The sequence below is a fragment of the Rhizobium sp. PRIMUS64 genome (assembly GCF_023006465.1).
GTDB classification, from domain to species: Bacteria; Pseudomonadota; Alphaproteobacteria; order Rhizobiales; family Rhizobiaceae; genus Rhizobium; species Rhizobium leguminosarum.
On sequence record NZ_JALBGX010000003.1, the window covers coordinates 89,531 to 113,503 of the forward strand.

The 23,973-nt window shown below is 57.2% G+C and carries 20 protein-coding genes and 5 pseudogenes; 15 read left to right on the forward strand and 10 right to left on the reverse strand.

The features are described from left to right. The first annotated feature begins 11 nt into the window (after window positions 1–11). Window positions 12–980 (forward strand): phosphotransferase, encoded by a 969-nt coding sequence (locus MOV76_RS02720; protein WP_247263755.1) that lies wholly within the window; start codon window positions 12–14, stop codon window positions 978–980. Between the two features lie 11 nt (window positions 981–991). After that, the gene (locus tag MOV76_RS02725; RefSeq protein WP_113543139.1) at window positions 992–1,930 is read left to right on the forward strand and encodes a choline/ethanolamine kinase family protein; all 939 of its coding nucleotides are present in this window, start codon (window positions 992–994) and stop codon (window positions 1,928–1,930) included. Between the two features lie 135 nt (window positions 1,931–2,065). Here MOV76_RS02725 and MOV76_RS02730 read toward each other — a convergent pair. Next, window positions 2,066–2,177, reverse strand: a pseudogene (locus MOV76_RS02730) (DNA polymerase IV); the annotation flags it as partial. A gap of 374 nt (window positions 2,178–2,551) precedes the next feature. Between MOV76_RS02730 and MOV76_RS02735 the strand changes: the two are divergent. From MOV76_RS02735 to MOV76_RS02755, 5 genes and pseudogenes are all read left to right on the forward strand, one after another. Next, window positions 2,552–3,235, forward strand: coding sequence for an IS6 family transposase (locus tag MOV76_RS02735; RefSeq protein WP_247263794.1), 684 nt, complete (start codon window positions 2,552–2,554; stop codon window positions 3,233–3,235). A 579-nt stretch (window positions 3,236–3,814) separates the two neighbouring features. Further along, entirely contained in the window at window positions 3,815–4,015 is a 201-nt protein-coding gene (locus tag MOV76_RS02740; protein WP_247263756.1) for a hypothetical protein, read from the forward strand. Window positions 4,016–4,093: 78 nt separating this feature from the next. Continuing rightward, window positions 4,094–4,192: pseudogene (locus MOV76_RS39990) on the forward strand (IS5/IS1182 family transposase); the annotation flags it as partial. 195 nt (window positions 4,193–4,387) lie between these two features. Continuing rightward, window positions 4,388–4,630, forward strand: coding sequence for a type II toxin-antitoxin system ParD family antitoxin (locus MOV76_RS02750; protein WP_028739446.1), 243 nt, complete (start codon window positions 4,388–4,390; stop codon window positions 4,628–4,630). Then, window positions 4,627–4,903 (forward strand): annotated as a pseudogene (locus MOV76_RS02755) (type II toxin-antitoxin system RelE/ParE family toxin). Before MOV76_RS02750 ends, MOV76_RS02755 begins: the two are co-directional and overlap by 4 nt. Window positions 4,904–5,001: 98 nt before the next feature. Here MOV76_RS02755 and MOV76_RS02760 read toward each other — a convergent pair. Next, window positions 5,002–5,835 carry a helix-turn-helix domain-containing protein gene (locus MOV76_RS02760; RefSeq protein ID WP_247263795.1) on the reverse strand — a complete coding sequence of 278 codons (834 nt, stop codon included), beginning with the start codon at window positions 5,833–5,835 and terminating at the stop codon, window positions 5,002–5,004. Window positions 5,836–6,137: 302 nt separating this feature from the next. On the opposite strand from MOV76_RS02760, the gene MOV76_RS02765 reads away from it, so the two are divergent. Further along, the gene (locus tag MOV76_RS02765) at window positions 6,138–7,031 is read left to right on the forward strand and encodes an AraC family transcriptional regulator (RefSeq protein WP_113543160.1); all 894 of its coding nucleotides are present in this window, start codon (window positions 6,138–6,140) and stop codon (window positions 7,029–7,031) included. A gap of 132 nt (window positions 7,032–7,163) precedes the next feature. Here the strand turns inward: MOV76_RS02765 and MOV76_RS02770 are convergent, their stop codons facing one another. Then, window positions 7,164–8,000, reverse strand: a complete 837-nt coding sequence (locus MOV76_RS02770) for an alpha/beta fold hydrolase (RefSeq protein WP_247263757.1) — start codon at window positions 7,998–8,000, stop codon at window positions 7,164–7,166. A gap of 28 nt (window positions 8,001–8,028) precedes the next feature. Here MOV76_RS02770 and MOV76_RS02775 point away from each other — a divergent pair, with 28 nt between their 5' ends. After that, window positions 8,029–8,187, forward strand: coding sequence for a hypothetical protein (locus MOV76_RS02775; protein WP_247263758.1), 159 nt, complete (start codon window positions 8,029–8,031; stop codon window positions 8,185–8,187). A gap of 24 nt (window positions 8,188–8,211) precedes the next feature. Here the strand turns inward: MOV76_RS02775 and MOV76_RS02780 are convergent, their stop codons facing one another. From MOV76_RS02780 to MOV76_RS02805, 6 genes are all read right to left on the reverse strand, one after another. Continuing rightward, entirely contained in the window at window positions 8,212–9,810 is a 1,599-nt protein-coding gene (locus tag MOV76_RS02780; RefSeq protein ID WP_247263759.1) for an MFS transporter, read from the reverse strand. Continuing rightward, entirely contained in the window at window positions 9,807–10,250 is a 444-nt protein-coding gene (locus MOV76_RS02785) for a DoxX family protein (RefSeq protein WP_065275889.1), read from the reverse strand. Before MOV76_RS02785 ends, MOV76_RS02780 begins: the two co-directional genes overlap by 4 nt. Before the next feature lie 198 nt (window positions 10,251–10,448). Then, the gene (locus MOV76_RS02790) at window positions 10,449–12,431 is read right to left on the reverse strand and encodes an amidohydrolase (protein WP_247263760.1); all 1,983 of its coding nucleotides are present in this window, start codon (window positions 12,429–12,431) and stop codon (window positions 10,449–10,451) included. After that, window positions 12,431–12,721, reverse strand: coding sequence for a XapX domain-containing protein (locus MOV76_RS02795; protein ID WP_247263761.1), 291 nt, complete (start codon window positions 12,719–12,721; stop codon window positions 12,431–12,433). The genes MOV76_RS02790 and MOV76_RS02795 overlap by 1 nt, the downstream gene beginning before the upstream one ends. Before the next feature lie 66 nt (window positions 12,722–12,787). Continuing rightward, window positions 12,788–13,477 (reverse strand): hydrolase, encoded by a 690-nt coding sequence (locus MOV76_RS02800; RefSeq protein WP_018517690.1) that lies wholly within the window; start codon window positions 13,475–13,477, stop codon window positions 12,788–12,790. A 95-nt stretch (window positions 13,478–13,572) separates the two neighbouring features. Further along, window positions 13,573–14,505 carry a VOC family protein gene (locus MOV76_RS02805; protein WP_247263762.1) on the reverse strand — a complete coding sequence of 311 codons (933 nt, stop codon included), beginning with the start codon at window positions 14,503–14,505 and terminating at the stop codon, window positions 13,573–13,575. A 120-nt stretch (window positions 14,506–14,625) separates the two neighbouring features. Here MOV76_RS02805 and MOV76_RS02810 point away from each other — a divergent pair, with 120 nt between their 5' ends. Beyond that, window positions 14,626–15,525, forward strand: coding sequence for a LysR family transcriptional regulator (locus MOV76_RS02810; protein ID WP_247263763.1), 900 nt, complete (start codon window positions 14,626–14,628; stop codon window positions 15,523–15,525). Between the two features lie 272 nt (window positions 15,526–15,797). Here MOV76_RS02810 and MOV76_RS02815 read toward each other — a convergent pair. Beyond that, window positions 15,798–16,795 (reverse strand): annotated as a pseudogene (locus MOV76_RS02815) (IS5 family transposase). Window positions 16,796–17,077: 282 nt separating this feature from the next. Here MOV76_RS02815 and MOV76_RS02820 point away from each other — a divergent pair. From MOV76_RS02820 to MOV76_RS02840, 5 genes and pseudogenes are all read left to right on the forward strand, one after another. Then, complete coding sequence (locus MOV76_RS02820) at window positions 17,078–18,133, forward strand: Fic family protein (protein ID WP_247263764.1); 1,056 nt, start codon at window positions 17,078–17,080, stop codon at window positions 18,131–18,133. A 119-nt stretch (window positions 18,134–18,252) separates the two neighbouring features. Continuing rightward, window positions 18,253–19,214, forward strand: a pseudogene (locus tag MOV76_RS02825) (IS5 family transposase). Window positions 19,215–19,954: 740 nt separating this feature from the next. After that, complete coding sequence (locus tag MOV76_RS02830; RefSeq protein WP_247263765.1) at window positions 19,955–21,460, forward strand: asparagine synthase-related protein; 1,506 nt, start codon at window positions 19,955–19,957, stop codon at window positions 21,458–21,460. A 12-nt stretch (window positions 21,461–21,472) separates the two neighbouring features. Beyond that, window positions 21,473–22,162, forward strand: a complete 690-nt coding sequence (locus MOV76_RS02835) for a lasso peptide biosynthesis B2 protein (RefSeq protein WP_247263766.1) — start codon at window positions 21,473–21,475, stop codon at window positions 22,160–22,162. Window positions 22,163–22,170: 8 nt separating this feature from the next. Continuing rightward, window positions 22,171–23,967, forward strand: a complete 1,797-nt coding sequence (locus MOV76_RS02840; protein ID WP_247263767.1) for an ABC transporter ATP-binding protein — start codon at window positions 22,171–22,173, stop codon at window positions 23,965–23,967. Window positions 23,968–23,973: the final 6 nt, after the last annotated feature.

A 23,973-nucleotide genomic window follows, 5' to 3' on the forward strand; every position in this document is an offset into this window, starting at 1 on the left:
GGATTGGGAGCATGAAGGCACTCGGGCAAGCATCCACAGTGGATGAGAAGGCGGCGGAAGCCGCCATCCGGGCCGTTCCGGACTGGGCAAACGCCGATATGCGTTATGCGCCGGGCATTGCAGGCGTCGCCTCGCCGACGCACCGCGCCGTCGACAGCCAGAACTGGTTCGTTGCCAGAGGAGATGCACCCGCTGCCTATTTCCTGAAAATTCTCCATACGGACCAGTCGGATTTCGTCGATCTGGAGAGGTCCGTTAGCGCCGCGCGTCAGGCTTCAACCCTGGGCCTGACGCCGGCGCCCCTCTGGCACAGCCCGGAAATGTCAGCGGTCGTTTTCGACCGCCTGCCGGAAACCTGGCATACCGCCAGAATGGACGACCTGCGCAAGCGCAATGTTCTGGAAAGTGTCATCGCCGCCAAGAGCACCCTGCATGGCAGCAGGCCGCTTGGCGAAACGTGGACGGTGTTCGACCGCATCCGCGTCGTCGAGAAAGCGCTTGCCGATGCAGGCATCGCAGAGGTCGCCGCAGACGGTTGGTGGATGCGCGAATGCGTCGGAGATATCGAAGCGGCGATCATCGCCACCGGCTTCGATGAAAAACCAGCCCATGCCGACGGCCTTGCCTCTAACATCATGATCGCGCCGGATGGTAGAGTGCAACTGGTCGATTTCGACGAGGCCCGCAATGTCGATCCGTTCTACGATATCGGCATCCTGCTCAACGAGGCCTTCCAGTTCGACGACGAAATGCAGCCGGCGCTCGAGATTTTCGAGGGACAGTTTCGCCAGACATCGCTCAACCGCTGCCGCCTTTACGCCATTGCCGACGATCTCTTCTGGGGCATGTGGGGCATCCTGATGGACAGGGTTTCGCCGCGCGGCGGTATCGAATTCCTGAAATATGCGCAATGGCGCCTTTTGCGCTGCCGTATGGCGCTTCGCAATCCGCGTTTCGAATTCATGCTCCGCACACTCTGAGAGATCAAGCCATGGAAAAACGATTGGGAGAAGCGGCAAACGAGGCGGAAGCGGAGATCGAATCCCTGTTACGTGAGATTGAGCCGTGGTCGGGTCGCGAACTCCACTACGGTCCGGTGCATGGCGGTATCAGCAATTCGAACTGGCGGGTCAGGGTCGCAGGCGAACAGGGCGGTTTCTTCGTCAAGGTTCCTGGCCGCGGCACCGAGATGTTCATTGACCGCAACGCGGCGCTGGACGCCAGCCGACGGGCGCAGGACCTCGGCATTGGCCCGAAGATTTACGAGTATCTCGCTGACAGGGGTGTCGAGATCGCCGACTACATCGAAGGTCGGCGTGCCTGCACCAACCGCGATTTCCAGGATCCGACCGTGCGCAAAGCCGTCGTCGGGCTCTACCGCACCTTCAACGATTCAGGCAGACTGCCGCTGACTAAGACGATCTTCGACATGATCGACGAGCATATCGAGCAGGTGCGCGAACTGGGCGGCGCCTTTCCGATCGATTTTGCCTGGCTTTACAGGCAATACCGGCTGGCGCGTGCAGCTCTCGAAGCCTCCGGCATCGATCTCGTTGCCTGCTTCAACGATCCCATGGCGGGTAATTTCATGGTCGCCGACGACAAGTCGCTGATGCTCATCGACTACGAATATGCCTCCAATAACGACCGTTGCTACGATATCGGTATCTGGTGCGGCGAGATGTTCTTCTCCGATGCCGTGGAGGCAGAGGTAATAGAGGAATATTTCGGCCGCTTCGATCCGCGAATGAAGGCCCGTCTTGCCGTGCACCGGGCGCTTGCCGATGTGAAATGGTCGACTTGGGCCATGGTCCAGAATGTCGTCTCGGCGCTCGATTTTGATTTCTACAAATACGGCGCTTGGAAACACATGCGCGCTCGCGCGGCCATGCAGGATCCGCGCTGGGTCGAGTATCTCAAGGCGGTTTGATCCGGTGGATTTTTCAAATGATCGGCGGAAAGCCTGACTCAAATTCCGAGCGCATTTCTTAGGCGCGCGATAATCGCATGAGCATGCCACTCTGGCACAGTGTGGTGGCCGTCGTCCGCGCTTCGCGCCGGGTGACTGCCGAATATTTGATTTTGCCCGTCATCGTCTTGCCGCTGATGTCCTGCGTCTCGCAATAGCGCCAGACTTTCTCAGCAAGCGGCTTCAGCTCAGCCATCGCGGGTTCGAGATGATGAAGGCGGCGCCCGCAAAATTAGGCCAGGAGGCCGGCCCTTCGGGCTTGGTTCACATCCCCTTGAGGCGGCCATGGAACGCTGCCTATTCATCCGCTGTACGCACTCGTTTGCGACTTGATGTTTTCGGCGAGCCTCGCCGCTGCAGTCTCCAGGACACCTTTCGAGCGGACAACGAGGCGAAGGGATGGGATGGGGAAATAACGCTCCACGAGCGGCAGCCATATCAACGCTCCGCGCTCCGTCTCCGCACTGATGTCGAAGGGGTTGAGAAAAGGGTTCTGTCGCAAAACTTTTCACCGGGTTTGCAACCAGCATTGTAGGCGTAGATCTGGGGTTGAGATGAGCAGGCAGATTGAGTTTCACGATCATGGTCGATTTCAAAGGCAGTCATTACCCGAAAGACGTGATTTTATACGCGGTATTTTTCTACGTGAGATATGCGGTCTCCTATCGTGATCTGGAAGAGATTATGGCCGAGCGCGGCGTTACCGTTGACCACGCGACGCTGAACAGATGGGTCGTGAAATATTCGCCCCTGATTGCCTGCCAGGCCCAGCGGCGCAAATCCGCAACCAGCAGCTCCTGGCGGATGGACGAGACCTATATCCAGGTCAAAGGCAAGTGGACCTATTTCTATCGGGCTGTCGACAAATTCGGCAAACCCCTTGATTTCATGCTGTCTGAGCACCGCGATGAGGCCGCGGCCAGCGCGTTCTTCGCCCGCACGATTAAGAACAATGGCTGGCCCGAAAAGGTCGTCATCGACAAGAGCGGCGCGAACCTGGCAGGATTGCAAAACATCAACTGGCGGCTGCTGTTGTATGGATGGTTCTGGCTGATCGAGATCCGGCAGGTCAAATACCTCAACAACACGATTGAGCAGGACCACCGGTTTATCAAGAAGCTGACCCGCCCCATGAAGGGGTTCAAATCCTTTCAGTCTGCGTCAGCAACACTGGATGGTATCGAGGTGGCTCACATGATCCGCAAGCGCCAATTTTCAACCAGTGGCCAATCGGCACTTCAGCAATTCGCCGCACTCGCTGCATAACTGTGTCCAGCGATGGCCGCTTCTGCGGCCTTTTAAAAAGTTTGCGACAAAACCGCTACCTATCATATTCCCTGGCGAGCATAAATGGACGGACTGATAATTTTCAGGATGCGGCGATAACGACAATTGCGTCCTGTTCATATATCTAAATGAGTAATGGTTAATTCCGAAGGAAGTTCGGAACTTCCAAAATACGCAGCTGCCGGTGCAATGTAGTTTCGAGGCGCCGGCAACTTACAACGATATTTGTTCAAAACAAAACAAGCAAAAATAGGAGGATAGGTCGTGAACCATCGGAGGATTGTTCTTGCGCGCTTTGCGCAAGCGTTGGCTTGCAACAGGACTCATTCGGCGTGCATCCCTCAGGCGCCGGGAAGAATTCCACCACCTATTGTGCAGATTCACGCGAGACGCTCCTGATGCCGGACATCGGCAAATAATGGCGCGCGAGGGGTTGCGCGCAGCCGAGGCAATCTGTGTCGATGTGTAATGGCTCGAGGCTTGCATGCAACCCCTACCATATCCACCCATTGTCGAAATTGTTAACGCTGCCTTTCATATGGCAGAGCGGAGGCTACGATGACCACGGCATGTGATGAGAAACAAATCGAATTGAAGCCGATTTCGAGCTGCAGACGAGAAGTCGAAGTCGCGATGGTGGAAATGCTCGTCAGTTTGCAGAAACGTGGATGGTCGGCTGCGGAATTGGCACTGGCGCTCGCAGATGCCTCCGAAGATCTCGTCATGATGATTGCGACCAAAAGGCTTCGACCGAATTAGGTCGTGGTGACGATTTAACGATTTGGGATTCTGCCGGAGGCGCAAATCAGATTCAAGGCTGACTTTTGGAGATCGGCCGTGGATTGTGATGCGCTTCGGGATGGCCAGTGGGAACGGATCAAGGATTGTTTGCCGGGCGGCACGAAGGGCAAACGCGGCCCGCGCACGAACAACCGGGGTCGGAACAAGAGCGGTGCGAAATCGTACGATAGGGCGAACGGGACCGAACGCCCATGTTGCACTTGGTGTAGATCTCCAAGTCATTGAAGTTGATGCTATCGAGATGAACTGTTCCACATCTCATCGGAGGCGTTCGAGCTTTTGACAAACTTTGCCAAAATCGGCTAAGTTGCCTTCAAATGGAGGTTATCAATGGCCACGATGAACGTATCTCTTCCAGGCCCGATGAAGGATTGGGTGGAGGCCCAGGCCAGGACCGGGCGATATTCGAATGCTAGCGACTACGTGCGCGACCTGATCCGACGCGACCAGACGCGAAACGACAAGATCGCCGCCATGCAAAGCTTCGTCGAGGCCGGGCTCCAAAGTGGTGTCGGCATCCGATCAAAGGATGAACTCTTTGCTGAAGCGATGGCTCGTGCCAGCAAGTCATGAGTTTTAAGCTTTCTGCCGAAGCGGAAGAGGACATTATTGCGATCGCCGAGCAAGGTGTCCGTATGTTCGGGGCAGGCCAGGCAAAGCGATACCACAATGAACTTTTCGCATTATTTGATCTGATAGCTGTCAATCCACGCATCGCGCGCGAACGGGATGAGATTCATCCGCCCGTTAGAATTCATCCCTTCAAAGCGGATCGAAGATGATGAGACAATTTTTGTAATACGAATTCGCCACGCGCATGAAGATCGGGCAAGTGAATCAATTTAGCGCACCTCGGATGGAACTGTGGGATTTGGTGTGTCTCAGGTTCGAATCGGGTCAAGAGCTTCCGGTTCGAACGAATCTTCCAAGAGGATTCGTCTGGATCAGGTGTTGCGCCGCCAATTGCCAGGCGTGGTGCCGACTATACCTGCAAAGACGCGCGTGAAATGGCTTTGGTCGGCGAAGCCGCAGGCGATGGCCACTTCGGCGAGCGGAGTATCTGAGTTCCGCAGGAGGTTGCGGGCACGGTCTATTCGCTCACGAAGGACCCATTGATAGGGCGTCATACCGGTCGTCTCTCGAAAAGCGCGAATGAAATAGCCGCGCGACAGGTTGCACATCTGCGCGACTTCGGAAATCGACACGTTGCCGTCGAGGTTCTCAAGAAGCAGACTTTTCGCCAGATCCTCATGCGTCCGCGAGAGGCTGCCCGACCTATCGGAGGCTACCGTTGGCCGGCCGCCGTAGCGCTGGACCAGGTAGGTACCGATGGCTGTCGTCATTTGCTCGACGAACAGCGCGTTGGCTTCGTCCGGCTTTTCGAGTGCCGGGATCAGCGCCCGAGCGAGATTAGCAAGCACAATATCTTTTGACGCGGTTTCAACTGACAGCGACGTCACGCCGGGCATCTCAGCATCATCGGCAATTTTGCCGAGGGACGCTGGCGAAATCTCAAACAACACGAAATCGAAAGGACCGCGGAGATCCGCCTTGTAGGCCTCCGAAAGGTTGCGAATATAGATCGAGTTCTCGGTAAAGTCGTGAGCTTCCGCACGATGTTCGTGGAAGATGCGCCGCGTGTGGCCACCGAGCGAGGAAACCCCCACGACGAAACCTCGATCGCTTGCCGGTGTCATAACCTGATCGAGTTTAGTGTTGACTGTCGCCTTCCGAAAGATATCGATGTCTGAACCAGGTAGGCTTTGGTTGATCGACAACTGCTTCAACGAGCACCCGAACCCGTCGGTCGAGTTTCCAGTGGAAGATTGGTGGCGGAGGGGGAGAACTTGGACCACGACGCACTTCTTTCATTTTTAGACACTCGAACACGGGACATGCCGGCTTGGTAGCTTTCCCACGCTAAGTTGCCACACGACAATTTGTTAAATCGGCCCCGCGAGGATCCTTTTGTTCAATATTGCCGTTTGAAACCTGTGTAGGAAACTTCGAAGCGCAGCATCTCGTCGGGACGGCTATACAGTCCCCAGCCAGGATGATCGAGACACATGTGAGTGAAGCGTTGACGGTCAGTGAGAGAATTGCGGCGTGTTTTGGGATTAGTGCTGCAAGGGCGCTGGCAATCAGGCCTCTTTACGAGGCAAAGCTCGCTGTCGTCCATCTCGAGCACTCCTATGACAATGGCGAACATACAATCCTCCTGCCGGCTGATGACGCCTTTCTGGTCATGCTTTATCTCGTCGACGTTGATCATTGTGACGTCCGCCCGGACGGTGCACGGACACCTCTGAAGGCCTATTCCAGAGGTTCTATGTGTCTTATCAGTCTGAGGAACGGCGCCGCAATTTCTGTTCGTGGCCGCTTCGAAGCACTCGCGTTTCATATCCCAAGCGCGCTTTTTATCGAGCTCGCTGAGGAAGCAGGCGAGCCGCGTATTGATGACCTCATAACCTGCCGCGGGATTGACGATCAGGTGGTCCGCAATATCGGCGCTGCACTGATACCGATGTTCGACATGCCGGACGAAGTCAGGGACACACTGCTTCCTCATATCGGATTAGCGCTAAGCGCCCATCTTGCGCATCGTTATGGGCGGTCCCCCATCCAGCACCTTTCGGGCACCGGTCAACTGTCTCCGCTGCAAGAAAAGCGCATCAAGGCGTACATAGCTGCGAACCTATCAGGCGGCACACCGGTCGATAAGATCGCCGAAGCGTGCGGGTTTTCAGTCGATGAGCTCTGTTCCGGATTTTTGAGCACGACCGGGCAGTCAGTTTCGGAATGGATCGCGTCATATCGAATGAGCAGAGCCCAATCGCAACTGAGCAGAACCGGTGAAACTATTGCCCGGATCGCTGCAGAGTGCGGCTTTCCTGACGAAAATGAATTCGTCGCAACCTTCACGAGGGCCGAGGGAGTGCCTCCTGCGGCTTGGCGCTTGCGCAACCGACACTGACGGAAACACAATCGCGCAGCACTGCTCTTGAGCTAAGCTTCAGAACAGAAAACTCACGGCGATGGCCATATTGGTCGAGCTTGTGTGGCCGGATCCGGGTGCGGCCGAAACGGCCTCACCCGGACAGTCCAATTAAGCCTGGACAAATGCCAAGAGGTCGGCGTTCAGGACATCGGCATGGGTTGTCAGCATGCCATGCGGATAACCCTGATAGATCTTCAGGGTGCCGTTCTGCACCAGCTTGACGGAAAGCTTGCCGGCGTTGTCGATCGGCACGACCTGGTCGTCGTCGCCGTGCATAACGAGCGTCGGAACAGTGATTGCCTTCAGGTCTTCCGTCTGATCGGTCTCGGAGAAGGCCTTGATCCCGTCGTAATGGGCCTTGGCACTGCCCATCATGCCCTGCCGCCACCAATTCTGGATAACGCCCGGATAGACCTTGGCGTCAGGGCGGTTGAAACCATAGAACGGACCAGTGGGAAAATCGACGAAGAGCTGCGCGCGGTTCTCAGCTACGCCCTGGCGGATGCCATCGAACACTTCCAATGGCAAGCCGCCCGGATTTGTCTCGGTCTTGAGCATCAGCGGCGGGACGGCGGAAACCAGAACGGCCTTGGCAACGCGGCCAGCGGGCTGGCCAAATTTTGCAACGTAGCGGGCAACTTCTCCGCCGCCGGTCGAATGGCCGATATGAACGGCATTCTTCAGATCAAGCGCTTCGACCACGGCGAAGGCATCGGCGGCATAGTGGTCCATGTCATGACCGTCAGAAACTTGAGCAGAGCGGCCGTGACCACGGCGGTCATGGGCGACAACGCGGTAACCCTTCGACAGAAAGAACAGCATCTGTGCGTCCCAATCGTCCGAAGAGAGCGGCCAGCCATGGTGAAAGACGATCGGCTGGGCATCCTTCGGACCCCAATCCTTGTAGAAGATTTCGACGCCGTCCTTGGTGGTGATGTAGCCCATTCTATTGTCTCCTTTGATTGAGGTGGGGGTGGAAGAAATGTTGGCAGCAAACCCGAAAGATGTGGGGAATGCCATGGCGGCTGCGGTGGCAGCGCCGGAAAGCAATGCGCTGCGGCGGGTGATGGAAGGGAAATTCTCGGTCATTGTCGCGTACCGTGATCCTTTGATGGTTGTGATTCGAGGGTAGTGGGGATGCCGCTCTCCCGCGTTGCTAGGCGGCCCCCGGCCGGTTGATTGTGAGGAAATGCCGGACGACCGGCTTGTCCGTTCCTGAGTGATAGGCGAGGACCTGGCCCTGTAGGTCAGCATCGGCATTTGAAACCCGCTTGTGCTGACGAAGATGCTCTGCCCAGGATTCGACCATGAACCATTCGACGATCTTTTGCGGATCGGCGGAGTCTTCCGTCACCCCCCATCCGTAGGCGCCGTCCCGGCGTCGCTCGTAGGACATCTCATCCAGCGCATGCAGGAAGGCTGTGCGATGATGTTTTTCGACATGGTATTCGATGAGGATCAGAACAGGTCCGCGGTCGTGGGCGACAGGCTCGGCGACCAAGGGTTCTGGCCAGTGATTGGACGGCACCATATCCGCGTCGCCGGCCGGCAGCTTTAAACGATGCATGATGAAGCCTGCAACGAGCAGTCCCACCGCGCCGATCAGCAGCGCTCCCGGCACCCCAGCAGCTTCACCAACGGCGCCCCAGCCAAGGCTACCTGCCGTCATCGCGCCATTGAAGACGGTGAGATAGACCGCCAGCCCGCGACCGCGGACCCAGTTTGGGAGCACGGCCTGCGCTGCGCCATTCAGCGTGGTCAGGGCAGTGATCCAGGCGCCTCCGAGAAAGAGCAGAACAATGATGGCGACCCATTTCGGCGGCGCGAGCGACAAAGCGCCCATGACGAGTGCTGTGATAACAGCGGCACCGAGCAGCAGGCCATCGGCATTAAAACGCTCGCGCAGTTTAGGCATGAGCAATGCGCCGCCGATCGCGCCGGCGCCAACGGCGCCAAGCAGGATACCGTAGAAGCCTGCGTCACCGCCGAGCAACTCTCGGGCGACGAGCGGCAGGAGTGCCCAGATGGCACTCGCGAAGGCAAAGAAGATCGCCGCACGCAAAAGTACGACATGCAAGGGCTTGCTGGCGCGGGTGTAGCGCAGGCCTGCACGGAACGCGCCGAAGAAGCCTTCCGCCAATGCATCATTCGCGTTCTTTGCCCGCGGCCACCAGACGAGCGCCGCGATGACGACGAAATAGCTCGCAACATCCGCGCCATAGGTGACGCCCGCGCCGAAGGCAGCAAGGAGCAGGCCGCCGGCAGCCGGCCCGATCGACCGGGCGATATTGATGCCGAGCGAGTTGAGCGCGACGGCGTTCTTGACGTCTTCTCTCTTCACCAGTTCGGGTACGATCGCCTGCCAGGTCGGCCCCATCAACGCGGCGCCGATGCCGCCAAGGAAGGTCAGGCCGATCAGCGCACCGACCGAAAGCATGCCGGTATTTGCCAGGATCATGAGGCTTACGCTGACCGACGCGAGCAAGATCTGCACGGCGATCAGGAATTTGCGGCGATCGAGAATATCGGTGAGCACGCCTGCAGGTATCGCCAGGAGGAAGATCGGCAGGGTTCCGGCCGCCTGCACCAGCGCGACGGCCGCCGGCGAGGCCGATAGATCGGTCATGAGCCAGGAACTGGCGACATCGCGCATAAAGCTGCCGGTATTTCCGAGGACGGTTGCCGCCCACAGAACTGCAAAGACGGGCTGGGCAAGGGGGGCAAAGCTGCTCCCGGAGGATTTGGTAGTGCTCATTTGCCAGCTCCCTTGGTCAGATCAATTGTCGCGACAATGATGAAAGCGCCAGCGAGCCCGAGATGTTCGAAGAAGGCATTGGTTGCCATCATGCGGTCCATGCCCGGGGGCAGCTCCCAGAAACGAAGGGCGATAAGGGTAGCAAAGAGTGTGAACCCGGCGAGCGCCAGCGCACCTGCCCAGCGAAGGATCCCCGATACCACCATGGCCGAAGCCACTAGTTCGAAGGCGATAACGGCGACCGCGAAGAATGCCGCCGGATGCAGACCGAAATGGTTCATTTCAGCGATTGCGCCCTGGAAATCGAAGAGCTTGGTGAGCGGCCCCTGGATATAGGCCGCGCAGAGAGCGAGGAGCGCGACGAACCGTGTCGCTGGTGCAGTGATGATCCGCGCAAGAGGAGAGCCCCGGTGACGGCTGGACGAAAAATGATCAATCATGTCTGCTCCTGTCGTGTTGTCGATCAAAACAAGCGGCTTTGTTTGCCGCTGGTGGAGCGATATTGGCCAGAAAGATTATCGCCAACAATTGCATCAATTATTTCGATTTAATTGCGATTTTCGCAATAAACGATCCGATAGAGCAAATTGGGCAGCGGAGGCCGCTGCCACTCAATGCGGGCGCGATACCGCGCGGCGTCACACGGCCCAGCAGGCACAACCAAGCGCGCCGAAGAAGCCCTTGAGATCGGCAATCGGCAGCTTCGATGTCCAGGCGCCGGCGTGGTCGTGACCATGGACATTGCAGGAACTGGCGCAACCGCACGTCGAGATCGCGGTACGGCGCAAGGAGTTCATGCCTGCGCCCTGCGGTTCGCCCCATGCCGCGTAGCCGCCGAACGTGCGCACGGGAGACCAGTCCGGCATCGCAGGAGGCACGTCGTTCTCGTCGAGTGACTTGAAGTCGCCCGCACCGAAGACGATCTTGCCGCCGACCATGGTCAACTGCGAGGACAGAAACGAGATCTCATCCTCTGGGCAGGTGAAGAAGTCCCTATCCGGCACGACGAGATCGGCGAACTGGCCCTTCTCGATGCGGCCCTTCTTGCCTTCCTCGTTAGAGAACCAAGTGACCTTCTCGGTCCACATGCGCAGCGCCGTTTCACGGTCGAGGCAATTGGCGCGGGGATAGAGCTGCATGCCGCCGACGGTCTTGCCCGTTACCATCCAGGACAGCGAGACCCACGGATTATAGGAGGCGACGCGCGTCGCATCGGTACCGGCAGAGACGTTGATGCCCTTATCGAGCATGCGCCTGATCGGCGGTGTCGCTTCTGCAACGCCGTGGCCGTATCGCTCGACGAAATATTCGCCCTGATAGGCCATGCGATGCTGCGTGGCGATGCCGCCACCGAGCGCTGCGATACGGTCGATCGAGCGATCGGAAATCGTCTCTGCATGGTCGAAGAACCAGTTCAGTCCCTCGAGCGGGATGTCCTTGTTGACCTTCTCGAACACATCGAGCGAGCGGCTGATCGTTTCGTCATAGGTGGCGTGAAGCCGCCAGGGCCAGCGGTTTTCGGCCAACACCCGAACGACGTCCTCCAGTTCGCCCTCCATTTCCGGCGCCATTTCGGGCCGTGGCTGGCGGAAATCCTCGAAGTCAGCCGCGGAGAAGACGAGCATTTCGCCAGCGCCGTTGTGGCGGAAGTAGTCATTGCCCTGCTTGTATTTGACCGACTGCGTCCAGTTAAGGAAATCCTGCTTCTCTTCCTTCGGCTTCTGCGTGAAGAGATTGTAGGCCAGACGTACTGTAAGCTGGTCCTCGTCCGAGAGCTTCTGGATCACCGCATAGTCGTCCGGGTAATTCTGGAAACCGCCGCCGGCATCGATAACGCCGGTGATGCCCAGCCGGTTCAGTTCGCGCATGAACTGGCGGGTGGAATTGACTTGATATTCGAACGGAAGCTTGGGCCCTTTCGACAAAGTCGAATAGAGAATGCCGGCATTCGGCTTGGCAAGCAAAAGGCCCGTCGGATTGCCGTTGGCGTCGCGGGTAATCTCGCCGCCTGGAGGGTTCGGCGTGTCCTTGGTATAACCGACGGCGCGCAACGCGGCACCGTTCAGCAAGGCGCGGTCATAGAGATGCAGCAGAAAGACAGGCGTATCCGGTGCAATAGAATTGATCTCGTCGATCGTCGGCAGGCGTTTTTCCGCGAACTGGTGTTCGCTGAAGCCTCCGACGACACGCACCCATTGCGGAGCAGGCGTGATCGCCACCTGTCGTTTCAGCATGTCCATCGCATCGGCGAGCGACCGCACGCCGTCCCAGCGAAGCTCCATGTTGAAGTTCAGGCCACCGCGCACGACGTGCGTGTGGTTGTCGATCAGACCAGGCAATACACGCTTGCCCTTGAGATCGACGATCTTCGTATCGGGTCCGGCAAGCACCATGACGTCACGGTCGGTGCCCACGTCCATGAATAGGCCGTCCTTGACGGCGATTGCGGTGGCGTTCGGATTCGCGCGATCAAGCGTCGTGATCAATCCATTGTGAAGAACGATGTCTGCGTACATGGAAGCGGCTCCGGTCTTGTTGGGATCGGCGGCATTGGCCGGTGAAAACAAGTTTGAAAAGGCGAGGCTCGATGCTGCGCCCAGGAATGTGCGGCGCGTCGTCATCAGCTTTTCCCCGATGTCGGATCGTCGCTCGGGGAGGGCGTCTTCGCTATATTCAGCCCACCTTTCGGGAGGTGACCGAACACGTGCGGCTTGACCTGATGAAACCAGGAGACGGCGGCAGGCTCGCGAGCCCAGATGCTCTTTGCCAGCGGCACGAGCTGCTCGCCGACAAGGATGCCGAGCAGCCCGATGAGCGCGACGACAGGCGGCGCAGGCGAGCGGACATTGAGCAGGCTGTAGATCACGCCCACCAGCAGGCCGGCACCAAGTGAAAGAAGATAGAGTTTCATGGGGAACCTCGCGTGGTGAAAGAAAATCACTCCGGCAGGACGCAGCCGGCCGGAGTGATTGACGGTTTACTTGGCAGGGTTCGGGCCGATCCGCTTGCCGTGCTTGACGCGTTCGGCACCACCGTGGACATGCGTAACAGCATAATCGATGCCCATGCCGTAAGCGCCGGAATGCTCCTTCACCAGCGACGTGACCGCGTCGTAGGTTTCCTTGCGGGCCCAGTCGCGCTGCCATTCCAGCAGGACCTGCTGCCAGGTGACCGGAACGACGCCGGCCTGCACCATGCGGTCCATCGCATATTTGTGCGCATCGACGGAGGTGCCGCCGGAAGCATCCGCAACCATGTAGATTTCGTAGTCGGTATCGTTCATGCAGGAGAGCGCGAAGGTCGTGTTGCAAACCTCCGTCCAGAGGCCAGCGACGACAATCTTCTTGCGGCCATCGGCAGCCTGCTTGGCAAGTGCGTCGCGGACGTTCTGGTCGTCCCATGAATTCATCGATGTGCGCTCAAGGATGTCGTTCTCGGGAACGACGGCGAGCAGTTCCGGGAAAGTGTTACCCGAGAAGCTGTCGGTCTCGACGGTGGTGATTGTGGTCGGGATGTTGAAAATCCTGGCGGCCTTGGCAAGACCGACGACATTGTTCTTCAATACCTGGCGGTCGATCGACTGAACGCCGAAAGCCATCTGCGGCTGCTGGTCGATGAAGATGATCTGACTGTTCTGCGGGGTGAGGACCTGAAGCTTGCTGGACATCTCGTATCTTCCTTTGGCTGAGTTGAAGGTAGGTAATGGGGCAGGGAAGGCGGCACGTCTTGAAAGTTATGCCGCCTTATTGTTGGAAAGCGACGTCAGGCGGCGAGCGGTGCCAGCCCGGCCTCGATCTGTTCACGATAAGGCTCGTACCGTGCCGGCAGCTTCAAAGCCTCGCCGAGGCGTGCCGTATCTTCGTCGCGGTCGAAACCGGGTTCGTTCGTGGCGATTTCGAACAGGACGCCGCCGGGTGTCCGGAAGTAGATGGCCCAGAAGTAATCACGGTCGATGACAGGTGTTACCTGGTAACCCGTGTCCATCAGGGCCTTGCGGACTTCGAGCTGCTTTGCGCGGTTCTCGACGGCGAACGCGATGTGGTGCACCGAACCTGCGCCCTGCCTTGCGAAAGGTGTGTTCGGAAGGACCTCGAGGTCGATCGTATCCGCACCATTGCCGCCGGGGATGATGAAGCGGGTGACGGCACCATCCGTTTCGGCGCGCTGGTAGCCCATGAACCCAAGCAGTTCGGACGTGGCAGCGGTGTCATGCAGGCGGAACTTAGCACCGGTGAAGCCCCGGATGCCAACGCTTTCGTCGATGCCGGCACCAGTCCAGGCCTTGCGGCCATCATTTTCCGTTTCGACAAGGGCAAACCCTTCGCCGTCCGGCCCTTTGAACAGGAGGCGGGCAGCGCCGAAGGCAGTGTCGGTAAGCAGGTTGACGGCTCCTTTTGCCGACAGGCGATCCTGCCAGAAGGAGAGTGAGCCCTTAGGCACTGCGAACTGTGTTTCGCTGACTTCGCCAACGCCTGGGCGGCCGCGCATTACGTCGGGAAAAGGGAAGTAGGTCATGACGGAGCCGGGGGTGCCGGCCTCATCACCGTAATAGAGGTGGTAGACGTTGGGGTCGTCGAAATTCACGGTCTTCTTGACGCGGCGCAGGCCAAGCGTGTCCGTGAAGAACGCGTTGTTCTGCCGGGCATCCGATGCCATCGACGTGATGTGATGCAGTCCCTTGATATCCTTGATCATGATGCTCGCCCTTCCGCGGCTGCGTTGGTTTGTCTGGTGTGATTGAAAACCTACGCCCGTTGATCATCGGTCGGAATTGCAATAATAATTGTCAGTGAATTGCCTCAGGTGAAATAATCAATGAACGACTACAAGCTGCTTCGAACCTTTCTGCTGGCCGCCGAGAAACGCAACTTCGCGCAGGTCGCACGCGAACTCGACATGACCCCGGCCGCCGTCACGCGGGCGATCGCGGCCCTGGAAGAAGACCTGGGCGTGCAACTCTTCATGCGGACCACGCGCCAGGTGTCGCTGACGACCGACGGCGCGATCTTCGCCGCCCAGATACAGCCGGCGGTGCAGGCGTTGGACAACGCGCGCAAGGACGTGATGAATACCCACAAGGCCGATCATGGCCGCCTGCGAATCAGCGCGCCGACCTGGTTCGGCCAGCAGGTCCTGCCGCCCATCCTCTCGGCCTTCAAGGAACGCTACCCGAAGATCAGCTTCGAGATCTCGCTTGCGGATGGACTCGTTGACATCATCGATGACGACTATGATCTGGCAATCCGCATTTCCGCGGCACCCTCGGACAAGTTCACGATCTGGCGCAAGATCAGCGTCGTGCGCCGTATCCTCGTCGCAGCGCCAGGCAGCCGGTTTTCCGACATGAAGCATCCGAACGAGCTCATTCCAGACGATTGCCTGGCCTATAGCGGTGACAGCAAGCGGGAGACCTGGACGCTGTCGGACGGCAGTGGTAGCGCCACGATTTCTGCGGGCCGGGCATTCAGCGCCAATAGCGGAGAGGTGTTGGCGAGGATGGCGGCCGACGGCGTCGGGGTCGCCATGCTGCCCAAGTTCCATGTGGCCGAGCACCTGAGGACCGGACGGCTCGTCCACGTCCTGCGGGACTGGGCGCCGCCAGACTTATGGTTGACCCTGTATTACCCCCCGTATCAGGTGCTGCCGCCCCGTATCGCCTCGTTCTCGAAGTTCTTCGAGCAACAGATCCCGGCGTTTATATCGGTAATTGAATGAACTGAGTTTTTAAAAGGTTTTCGAAAGGGATATTGCTGCACCCGACGGGCTTGGCTTTTCAACTGGCTCTATTGTCCACCAAGGGGCCGCTAGTTCGAATCCTTTCAAGGCGCCGAATTTTTTTGGGCGGCAAGGTCTTCAAATCTGCGAGCGTATTTCATCAGCGATAGGTTGACGTTCCTCAGAATGGGACCTGACCCTGAAAAACTGTATCAGCTTAGCGTTGGTGCGGGGATCAGCAAATATGCGGAATTTAGTCTTTGATAGGTCGCTTATTTCGTTGCCGGCGCCGATGTCTCGCAGCGAACCGATTTCGGGCGTCCACAGGCAAGCATTCGGTTAAGAATGGTGACGCCGATCGTAGCTTCTGTCTGCTGCGCACGGAATGAACGAGCACGTAGCCGCGGACCGATGACGCCCTTGTATCGACCCATCGCGGTTTCAACCAAAGCTCGTTTGCCATAGCCGGTGGATGTCTGCCATGTCAGCCGGCCATCTATCTGCATGGAGGCGATGTGGTCGTCTCTCTGGCAGCATGCTTGGGCGTTGGGCCGTTCAACAGCGTTCGAGCGCGGTGGAATGACACCCTTGCGCCTGGGCTGTGAAGTAGGACAGCGTCATAGGTGGGAGTGCCATCGTAAGCTCCATCGGCAGTGAACTGGTCGATCTCTTCGTCGATCTGATCCAGTAACGGCTCCAGCTTCGAGGCATCGCCGACTTCCTGATTTGTCAGACTATGTGCAATGATCTCGCCACTGTCGGCATCAACAGCCAGGTGCAGCTTTCGCCAGCCACGTCGGGACTTTGCACCATGTTTTTCTTCCAGCCATTGGCCGGCGCCATAGATCTGCAGTCCAGTGCTGTCGACCAGAACGTGAACGGGGCCATCCGCCACATGCTGCTGGTCGTTGCTTCTGGCCGATGGCTCCCAAGTTCTGGCCCGTCGGCTCAGCGTGGTGTGATCGGGCACTGGCAAACCCAATCCCATCATGTCGAGCACCGAACTCAGAAGCCCTTCGCTCTGGCGCAAACGCAACCCGAATACCATGCCCAGCATCAAAGTGGTTTCGATCGCCAGATCACAGTAACGCGGCTGGCCCCCTCTCGTCTTGCGACGTGGCGCGGCCCAACCGATAAGTGCTTCCGGCGTTACCCAAAGGGTTAAACTGCCACGGCGGCGAAGACCCGCCTCATACTCCGCCCAGTTCGTCACTCTGAACTTCATTTTACCGATGTGATGGCAGCGGGCGGCGTTATGTTTGTGTGGCATGCTTGACCAGTCAAGCTATTTTCGATCCCCGCCGCATAGGCGCAAAACGTTGAAATTTGATCCCTGCACCAAACGCCTCGCTGAGGTCGAAGGCGAGGACGGCTACCAGCTGATTTGGTCTCGCCCCAACCAGGATTGAGATCCGGCGAAGGCCCCGCCACCGAGCGGGGCCTCTCCCGCTCTGACTTTTTTCCGCCGTTCTTCCTTATTGGATGAAAATGGATGGAAAAATGGAGCCTAGTATGTCATATCCCATTCGGATGGAAACGGATGGGATAATGGATGACGACCCTTGATCTCGCGAAATTGCGTATCACGCCTGAGATCCTGTCGTTGATCGCCGAGATCGACGAATTCAAAGGCGCATGGCGAGCGCTCGGTCGTATCGCGCCAGATCGGCTCTCCAGCTTGCGCCGGGTCGCGACGATCGAAAGCATCGGCTCTTCGACCCGTATCGAAGGCGCAAAACTGAGCGACCGAGAAGTCGAAAGACTGCTCTCGAACCTCCGTATCGGCTCGTTCACAAGCCGAGACGAACAGGAGGTCGCAGGCTATGCCGAGGTAATGGAAACGATCTTCTCCGCCTTCGACGCGATCCCGCTTGACGAAAATCACATCCGCCAACTCCATCGCGATCTACTCGCTCACTCGACTAAGGATGAGCGACACAGGGGAAACTGGAAAACCCTTGCCAACAACGTCGAAGCCTTCGACGAAGATGGACGAAGCCTGGGCGTCGTCTTCGCGACAGCATCCCCCTTTGATACGCCAGGCCGGATGTCGGAACTGGTGTCCTGGCAACAGGCCCAGGAGAAGGATGGGACGTTCCACCCTCTGCTCATCGTCGCTGTCTTCGTGGTGGTCTTTCTGGAAATCCATCCATTCCAGGATGGCAATGGCCGCCTGTCGCGAGCCTTGACCACTTTGCTGCTCCTTCGGGCGGGTTATACCTACGTGCCATACAGCTCTCTCGAAAGCGTTGTCGAGCAGAACAAGGAAGCCTATTACCTCGCGCTTCGCCGAACGCAGGGCACGATCCGGACAGATCAACAGGACTGGAACCCGTGGATCGAGTTTTTCCTCCGGAGCCTGCAGCGCCAGAAGCAGCGACTCGAGCGCAAGATCGAGCGTGAACGTATCCTGCTGGGCGACCTGCCGGAGTTGTCGGTCTCGATCCTCGAACTTGCGCGTGAGCGCGGGCGCGTTACGGTGATGGACGCGGCCAAGGCCACAGGCGCAAGCCGCAACACCGTCAAGGATCATCTTCGGGTGTTGACCGAGCAGGGGCATCTGACGCTTCATGGAGCGGGTCGCGGGACCTGGTACGGCCTAACTTGAAGCCGGAGTGATTGGTCCGCCGATGCGTCGGGATCGGAGCCATGGCCCAACTGGGCCGTGTTGCGTGGATCGGCGCGGATCTGATACCAGGCGACCGTTTTTGGTCCCAGGATATTTGGATGCCGCATAAGTTCAATGAAGACCGCAGGCACAAGATAGCCAAGCAGAAGTTTAAGGTCACGAACTGGGCGGCTTATAATGAAAGCCTTCGCCAGCTTGGTGATTTGACTGTCTGGGTGAGCGATGAGGCGCTTTCTCAATGGTCGGCCCAGCGCCGGACGTCTCGTGGCGGCCAGCCGAAATACTCGGACCTGGCGATTACGATGTGCCTGACCGTGCGTGTTGTTTACGAATTGCCTTTGCGTCAAACCCAAGGCCTGATGCGCAGTATCGCGGCGCTGTGCCGGATTTCTCCACCCTGTCGCGCCGGAGCAAGGGACCGGCTTTGCCGCCAGTGCGGCGGCGAACGGCCTGCTGGAGAGGCCGGTTCATCTGGTGGTGGACAGCACCGGTCAGAAGGTCTTTGGTGAAGGCGAATGGTTGGAAAACAAGCACAAGATCAAGGTGAAACGCAAAAGATGGCGCAAACTGCACCTTGGTCTCGATCTTGTAAGCGGAGAGATTGTCTGCTCCGATCTGACCACAGACGATGTCGGTGATCCCACAGCCCTGTCAGATCTTCTGGGCCAGATTGATGGTCCGGTCGGCAAGTTTATCGCCGATGGCGCCTATGATGGCGCGGCGACCCGTGATCTTCTGACGACACGCCTTGGTGAGATCGTCGAGGTCATTATCCCGCCTCCCAAGACCGCCGTTGCCAGTTCTCAATCAGCGCTCAATCCGACGGTTCGCGACCGGCATATCGCCGATCGAGACCAAGGGCCGGATGGCCTGGCAGAAATCCACCGGCTACAATCAGCGCAGCCGGGTAGAGACCCAAATGGGCCGATGGAAGACGGTCATTGGGCCGAAACTCAAAGCCAGGAACCTCGACAATCAGAAGACCGAAGCAAAAATCGGCGTCCGAGTTCTCAACCGGATGACTGAACTTGGCCATCCCGAGTTCAGTCGCGTTGCATGAAAAATCCAAAGGGTAGGGCTATCACGTCAAAAAGCTGATCGCTGCAACACGGCCAAGGCGGAGCGGCCGGAATAGAGCCCGGCGCGACCGTGGCCGTGGGCAGCCGTCTTGAATGAAAGTAATCAAATCTGTTTTCAACATCCCGCGGCGTCAACATGTAGTCGATGAGCGCGTCACTTCGGATCGAAAATTCATGGCGAGAGGATAATTAACTTGATTATTTGATTCAGGTTTAATACCAATAAAAATGCAACTGCCGGACACAGTTTGCCACCACCGAGGCCGGAGTTCGTCGCTCGCCTCATCGATTGTTCACGGATGTCCAAGGAACGAAAATGTCGATTCAATCTACCAGACGTTTAAATCAGGAAATACTGGAACTGCCGGCGTCACGCTTCACGAATGGGCAAGGCGGCGGCGCCATTGTTGAAGGAAGCTATGCTGTCTACAGAGATCTTACCGGCCCCGGGGACGACGATTGGTGCGGCGAAGGTTACTTCGTACCATGGTGCCCGAATACCTGGTGACCTAGATTCTGATTTGCTTCCTTAGTAACGCAATTAGCTTTCCGCTCATCCGGTCTTCTAGCGTGAGCGGAAAGTCCATCATCTGGACTAGGACACCGCCGAATACAGGCGGAAATTACATCGCCACGGCGATCCGCTACGAGATTCCTGCCAATGTACAGATCACGTTTTATGGGACCGCTGCGGATATGCGCCGGAGACGGGCGGCTTCAAGTGCAGAAGCTGTCCTTCACGAAAAAGGATGACGCGTTAGCATTTAATACCGCTGATATCCAAGGCGAGAGTACCGGCGCGTCCATAGGGGTAACCGATCAGCGTATAGTAATAACGAATGCTTTCGGCTCCGATGCCAGGGTGTACATCCACAGCGATGAGGGCGGTATCTCGATATACAGTTCTCTATCGGAAGTCATGGCGCGTCATAGGCCCGGGGTCAGCGCCGATTCTCTGCTCAAAGATTGCTTAGGCGTCGTGGAGTACGAATTCGGAACGCTGCTGGAAAACGTTAGCACTTTGCCTGCCGGCTCGACGGTCGAGATACATCCGGACGGAGGCAATATCCGCCTTATCTATTCCGCAGATGCTTTTTCGGATGACGTTGAACAGCGAGACGATATCGCCGAAACATTCGAGGCAACCGTTGAGAGCCTGATCCGCAATATAGAGCAGCCTATCGTTCAGCTTTCCGGAGGCACCGACTCCACCGCGATTTTACTTGCCGCAAGGGCGGTGAAGAACCCCAAAAACATTCTCGCTGTCACGTGGTATGACCCAAATGGAAGCGCGCATCAGGACCTGCAGTATTCGCAAAACCTATGCAGCCGCTTGGGCATTCGCCAGGAAGTCATCACGGTAGACCCCAGTCTCTTGCTCAGCGTTCCAAACGCTGTCGAATTACCGCCGCGTGTGTCGACCAGCATGGCGTTTGCGGAATTCCTAAATTACAAGTTCGACCTCCTGAAGGAAAAAACATCTGCGAAAGATATCTGCGTCCTGAACGGGCATGGTGGAGATCACCTGTTTTTCGACCCAATGCCATCCTCTGTCCTCATTGACGCTTTTGGTCAAAATGGGATCGCATATGCGCTTAGGAAAGCAAGGGAATATTCGAGGCTATATTCGATAAGTTTCCCGCAAATATTGGGTAGCCTCTTCCGATCAGTTGCGAGAAGGCAATATTCAAACGGGTACCCGTTGCCCTTCAAACGTGATCTCCAGATGATCTCTTCGATCGGACGCGGAGAAACAAGCTCCCGCAACAAGCGGATACCCGCCAAGGAACAACATATCCGGACAATCCGCAGGGCCGTTTACGAAAACTCTCTGTCGATCACGCCTCAACATGGTGTTCGTGTTCGACACCCCTTCACCGAGGGCAGATTTCTGGCGGCGTGCTCTCGCTTTCCAGTCCATGAGCTATTCAACGAAAAACACACGAGGCTTCCATTTCGTGAGTCGCTTCTTCGCAGATACAACGACACCGCGATCCTGAGAAGCGACAAAGGTCAAATAACCAGCGCGTTCCAACGTTCGCTAAAACTCAAAAGAAAATGGATCGCCGATCTAATACTGAACGGAGTGCTCGCCAGATCCGGTTTCCTAGAAGAGCAGGCCATACTTAACATGATCGATACAAGTTCGCTCGGCGTGGGCGGATTTAGCAGCGCGCTTTTGAGAATTATATCGGCAGAGCTCCTCGCGCTCTCAATCTATAAATAGTTGGGCATCCGGATGCAATTTGGTTTTGCAGAGCACGTACATCACCTGCTGCTGGTCGACGAGTACATACTGCTGGACGAGGTGCGAGACCGGTACGTCGTTTTGGACAGGGAGTGGAGCGAGCGGCTGTCGCTGATACTTGCCGATTGCGAATCCGATCCGGATGGCGCCGCGATGTTTCTGAACCGCGGGCTTCTTCACGCAAGAACCGGCGGCCACCAATTCGTATCGACCGTTAGCAGCGCCGATTTCGGCATCGACAACTATGAATGGAGGTCCACTTCGCGGTTTCGAAGCGACCAGCGTGAACTGAGGGCGTTTCCGGCAATAGCATTCGCGATCGCTCGCAGCTATTGGATGCTGAAGAGGCACGGCCTGCACGGCGCTCTACAGAAGCTGCGCCAGCTCAAAAAGACCGCCCTTTCCAGAGACGTTGTACAGACTGCCCATGCTATCGAAAAAGCCAAGATCGCCGCAGATATGGTCGCCCTCTGCGCAAGGTGTCTTCCGTTCAGACACCAATGCTTGGAAGCGTCGCTGGCGGCATCAATGTATCTGCTCTCCGCCCGTGTAAACGTCGATTTCAAGATCGGCGTTCAGCGATACGACTTCCTGGCGCATGCGTGGATTGAAGTTGGGGGTCAAGTGATCGCCGACGATCCTTCGCTTCCGCACCGGATGCCAACACTTTTAGCCATATAAGGTTGAACATGAACAGATTGCTTGAGACATTCAAGAACGATTGGCTGATACCTTATCAGCGCGCTCTGACCCTGGTCAAAAAAGAGTACAATGGATTTCCGTTACATTTCGGCCTGGTGTCCTTGTTCTCGTTGGCCTTAAGCGCGGCCGGGATGGCTGTTCCATACCTGCTCCGATGGACAATCAATCTTATGAGCCTGCCGCCGCAGGAAAGAGGCGCCTACCTCGTATTCCTTGCCGCCGGCGCTTATGCTGTCGTTTGGACTAGCACCAAAGTCTTTGAGTTTCTTAAGGGGACGCTATCCGCAGCGGTTCTGGCTCGATGCGATGCCGCAATCAACCGCGGCATCTATCAGCACATTGTTCAACTCCCGCACGAACAGCAGATTACGCTCGATAGCGGAAGGGTTCTAGCAGATATCAAGAGCAGCGAGAGCAGTTTCAGCCTCATAAGCCATTCAATATTTTGGGTTTTGCTTCCTGTGCTCTTCCAGGTGGCCTTCGTATTCTGCATCCTTTGGGGTGTAATGGATTTACTGTTCGCGACCACATTTACGGCGGCGATGGCCGTGCTGTTCTGGATCTCCTATTGGGTCGCCAAGAAGACGAGATCGATCCACTCGAACATGTACGAAGCGCAAAACGCGATCTCAAGATATCTCAGCGAGCGGTTGAACGCACTGTACGACATCAAGATCAACAACGCCTACGATCGGGAACGCGACTCGCTGAATATCCTTCAGAAAAACAATGTCGACACAATCATTAATTCCAACAGGCAGATGGGCTGGTTATTGGCGTTCCAGTCAGTTTGTGTAGGCGCCGTGCTGCTGATATTCACGCTTTACACCGTGTATTATACGCAATCCAGCTTGAGCAATGTCGGTGACTATATATTGGTCGTCGGATATGTCGTCCAGATTACCGGGCCGTTCACAATGATCGTCGGGTCGCTGCTCCAGCTCGAACGCAGTTACATCGCTCTGGACCGCGGGTTCCGTTATCTCGACATGCCGAAGGAGAGCGCCGACCTCTTGGAGGAGGATGCGAAAGCCAATGGTTCGTCACGAGGATTCGCGGGTGAATACCTTGATATCAGGCAACAGGACCGTGTTATTCTTCAGGATGCTTCGTTCGAGTTCCGTGCAGATAGGTTCTACGCAATCTCGGGCGCGTCGGGTTCCGGAAAAACAACCTTGCTGAATGCGCTGCTGGGCTTGATCCGGCCATCTGGAGGCCAAATCCAATTCAATGGCCTAGACGTTGCCCGGATCGGCTCTCAAAAGGTCCTGGAACACGTCGCCGTCGTGCCCCAAAATCCTCTGGTTTTCTCCGGAACTCTTCGTGAGAATTTGTCCTATGGTGCCGGCGCGTCGATCAGTGAGCACGACCTGAAGGACGTGGTTGCGCGCTTGAAACTCGATGAGCTGAGAGACGTGAGCGCCGGGCCAATTCTGGATATGGTCGTTGGCACGCAAGGGAAGGAACTGTCGGGGGGGCAGCGTCAGAGAATCGCAATCGGTCGAGCGCTCCTTAGACGACCGCAGATTATCGTCCTGGATGAGCCGACTTCCGCGCTCGACCTACAGAGCGAGCACGAAATAATCGCTGCGATACGGGCCTATGTGCCGACCGTGATTGCCGCCAGCCACCGTGAAGCTGTTTTCGAGGTGGCCGATGAGATCTTCGTTTTCGATGGAAAAGGCAATTTGACAAAGTCCGCGCCTACCGCTTCAGAGTTTGACCCTGACACGATCCGATCAAGCGGTGCGAGACAAAGTCCCGCGGATCAAGCTGCTTATTGATCAGGC

Coding starts and splice junctions, on each gene's coding strand:
- MOV76_RS02720 (WP_247263755.1), top strand. CDS start 12: ATGAAGGCACTCGGGCAAGCATCCACAGTGGATGAGAAGGCGGCGGAA.
- MOV76_RS02725 (WP_113543139.1), top strand. CDS start 992: ATGGAAAAACGATTGGGAGAAGCGGCAAACGAGGCGGAAGCGGAGATC.
- MOV76_RS02735 (WP_247263794.1), top strand. CDS start 2,552: ATGGTCGATTTCAAAGGCAGTCATTACCCGAAAGACGTGATTTTATAC.
- MOV76_RS02740 (WP_247263756.1), top strand. CDS start 3,815: ATGACCACGGCATGTGATGAGAAACAAATCGAATTGAAGCCGATTTCG.
- MOV76_RS02750 (WP_028739446.1), top strand. CDS start 4,388: ATGGCCACGATGAACGTATCTCTTCCAGGCCCGATGAAGGATTGGGTG.
- MOV76_RS02770 (WP_247263757.1), bottom strand. CDS start 8,000: ATGGGCTACATCACCACCAAGGACGGCGTCGAAATCTTCTACAAGGAT.
- MOV76_RS02780 (WP_247263759.1), bottom strand. CDS start 9,810: ATGAGCACTACCAAATCCTCCGGGAGCAGCTTTGCCCCCCTTGCCCAG.
- MOV76_RS02785 (WP_065275889.1), bottom strand. CDS start 10,250: ATGATTGATCATTTTTCGTCCAGCCGTCACCGGGGCTCTCCTCTTGCG.
- MOV76_RS02790 (WP_247263760.1), bottom strand. CDS start 12,431: ATGACGACGCGCCGCACATTCCTGGGCGCAGCATCGAGCCTCGCCTTT.
- MOV76_RS02795 (WP_247263761.1), bottom strand. CDS start 12,721: ATGAAACTCTATCTTCTTTCACTTGGTGCCGGCCTGCTGGTGGGCGTG.
- MOV76_RS02800 (WP_018517690.1), bottom strand. CDS start 13,477: ATGTCCAGCAAGCTTCAGGTCCTCACCCCGCAGAACAGTCAGATCATC.
- MOV76_RS02805 (WP_247263762.1), bottom strand. CDS start 14,505: ATGATCAAGGATATCAAGGGACTGCATCACATCACGTCGATGGCATCG.
- MOV76_RS02810 (WP_247263763.1), top strand. CDS start 14,626: ATGAACGACTACAAGCTGCTTCGAACCTTTCTGCTGGCCGCCGAGAAA.
- MOV76_RS02820 (WP_247263764.1), top strand. CDS start 17,078: ATGACGACCCTTGATCTCGCGAAATTGCGTATCACGCCTGAGATCCTG.
- MOV76_RS02835 (WP_247263766.1), top strand. CDS start 21,473: ATGCAATTTGGTTTTGCAGAGCACGTACATCACCTGCTGCTGGTCGAC.
- MOV76_RS02840 (WP_247263767.1), top strand. CDS start 22,171: ATGAACAGATTGCTTGAGACATTCAAGAACGATTGGCTGATACCTTAT.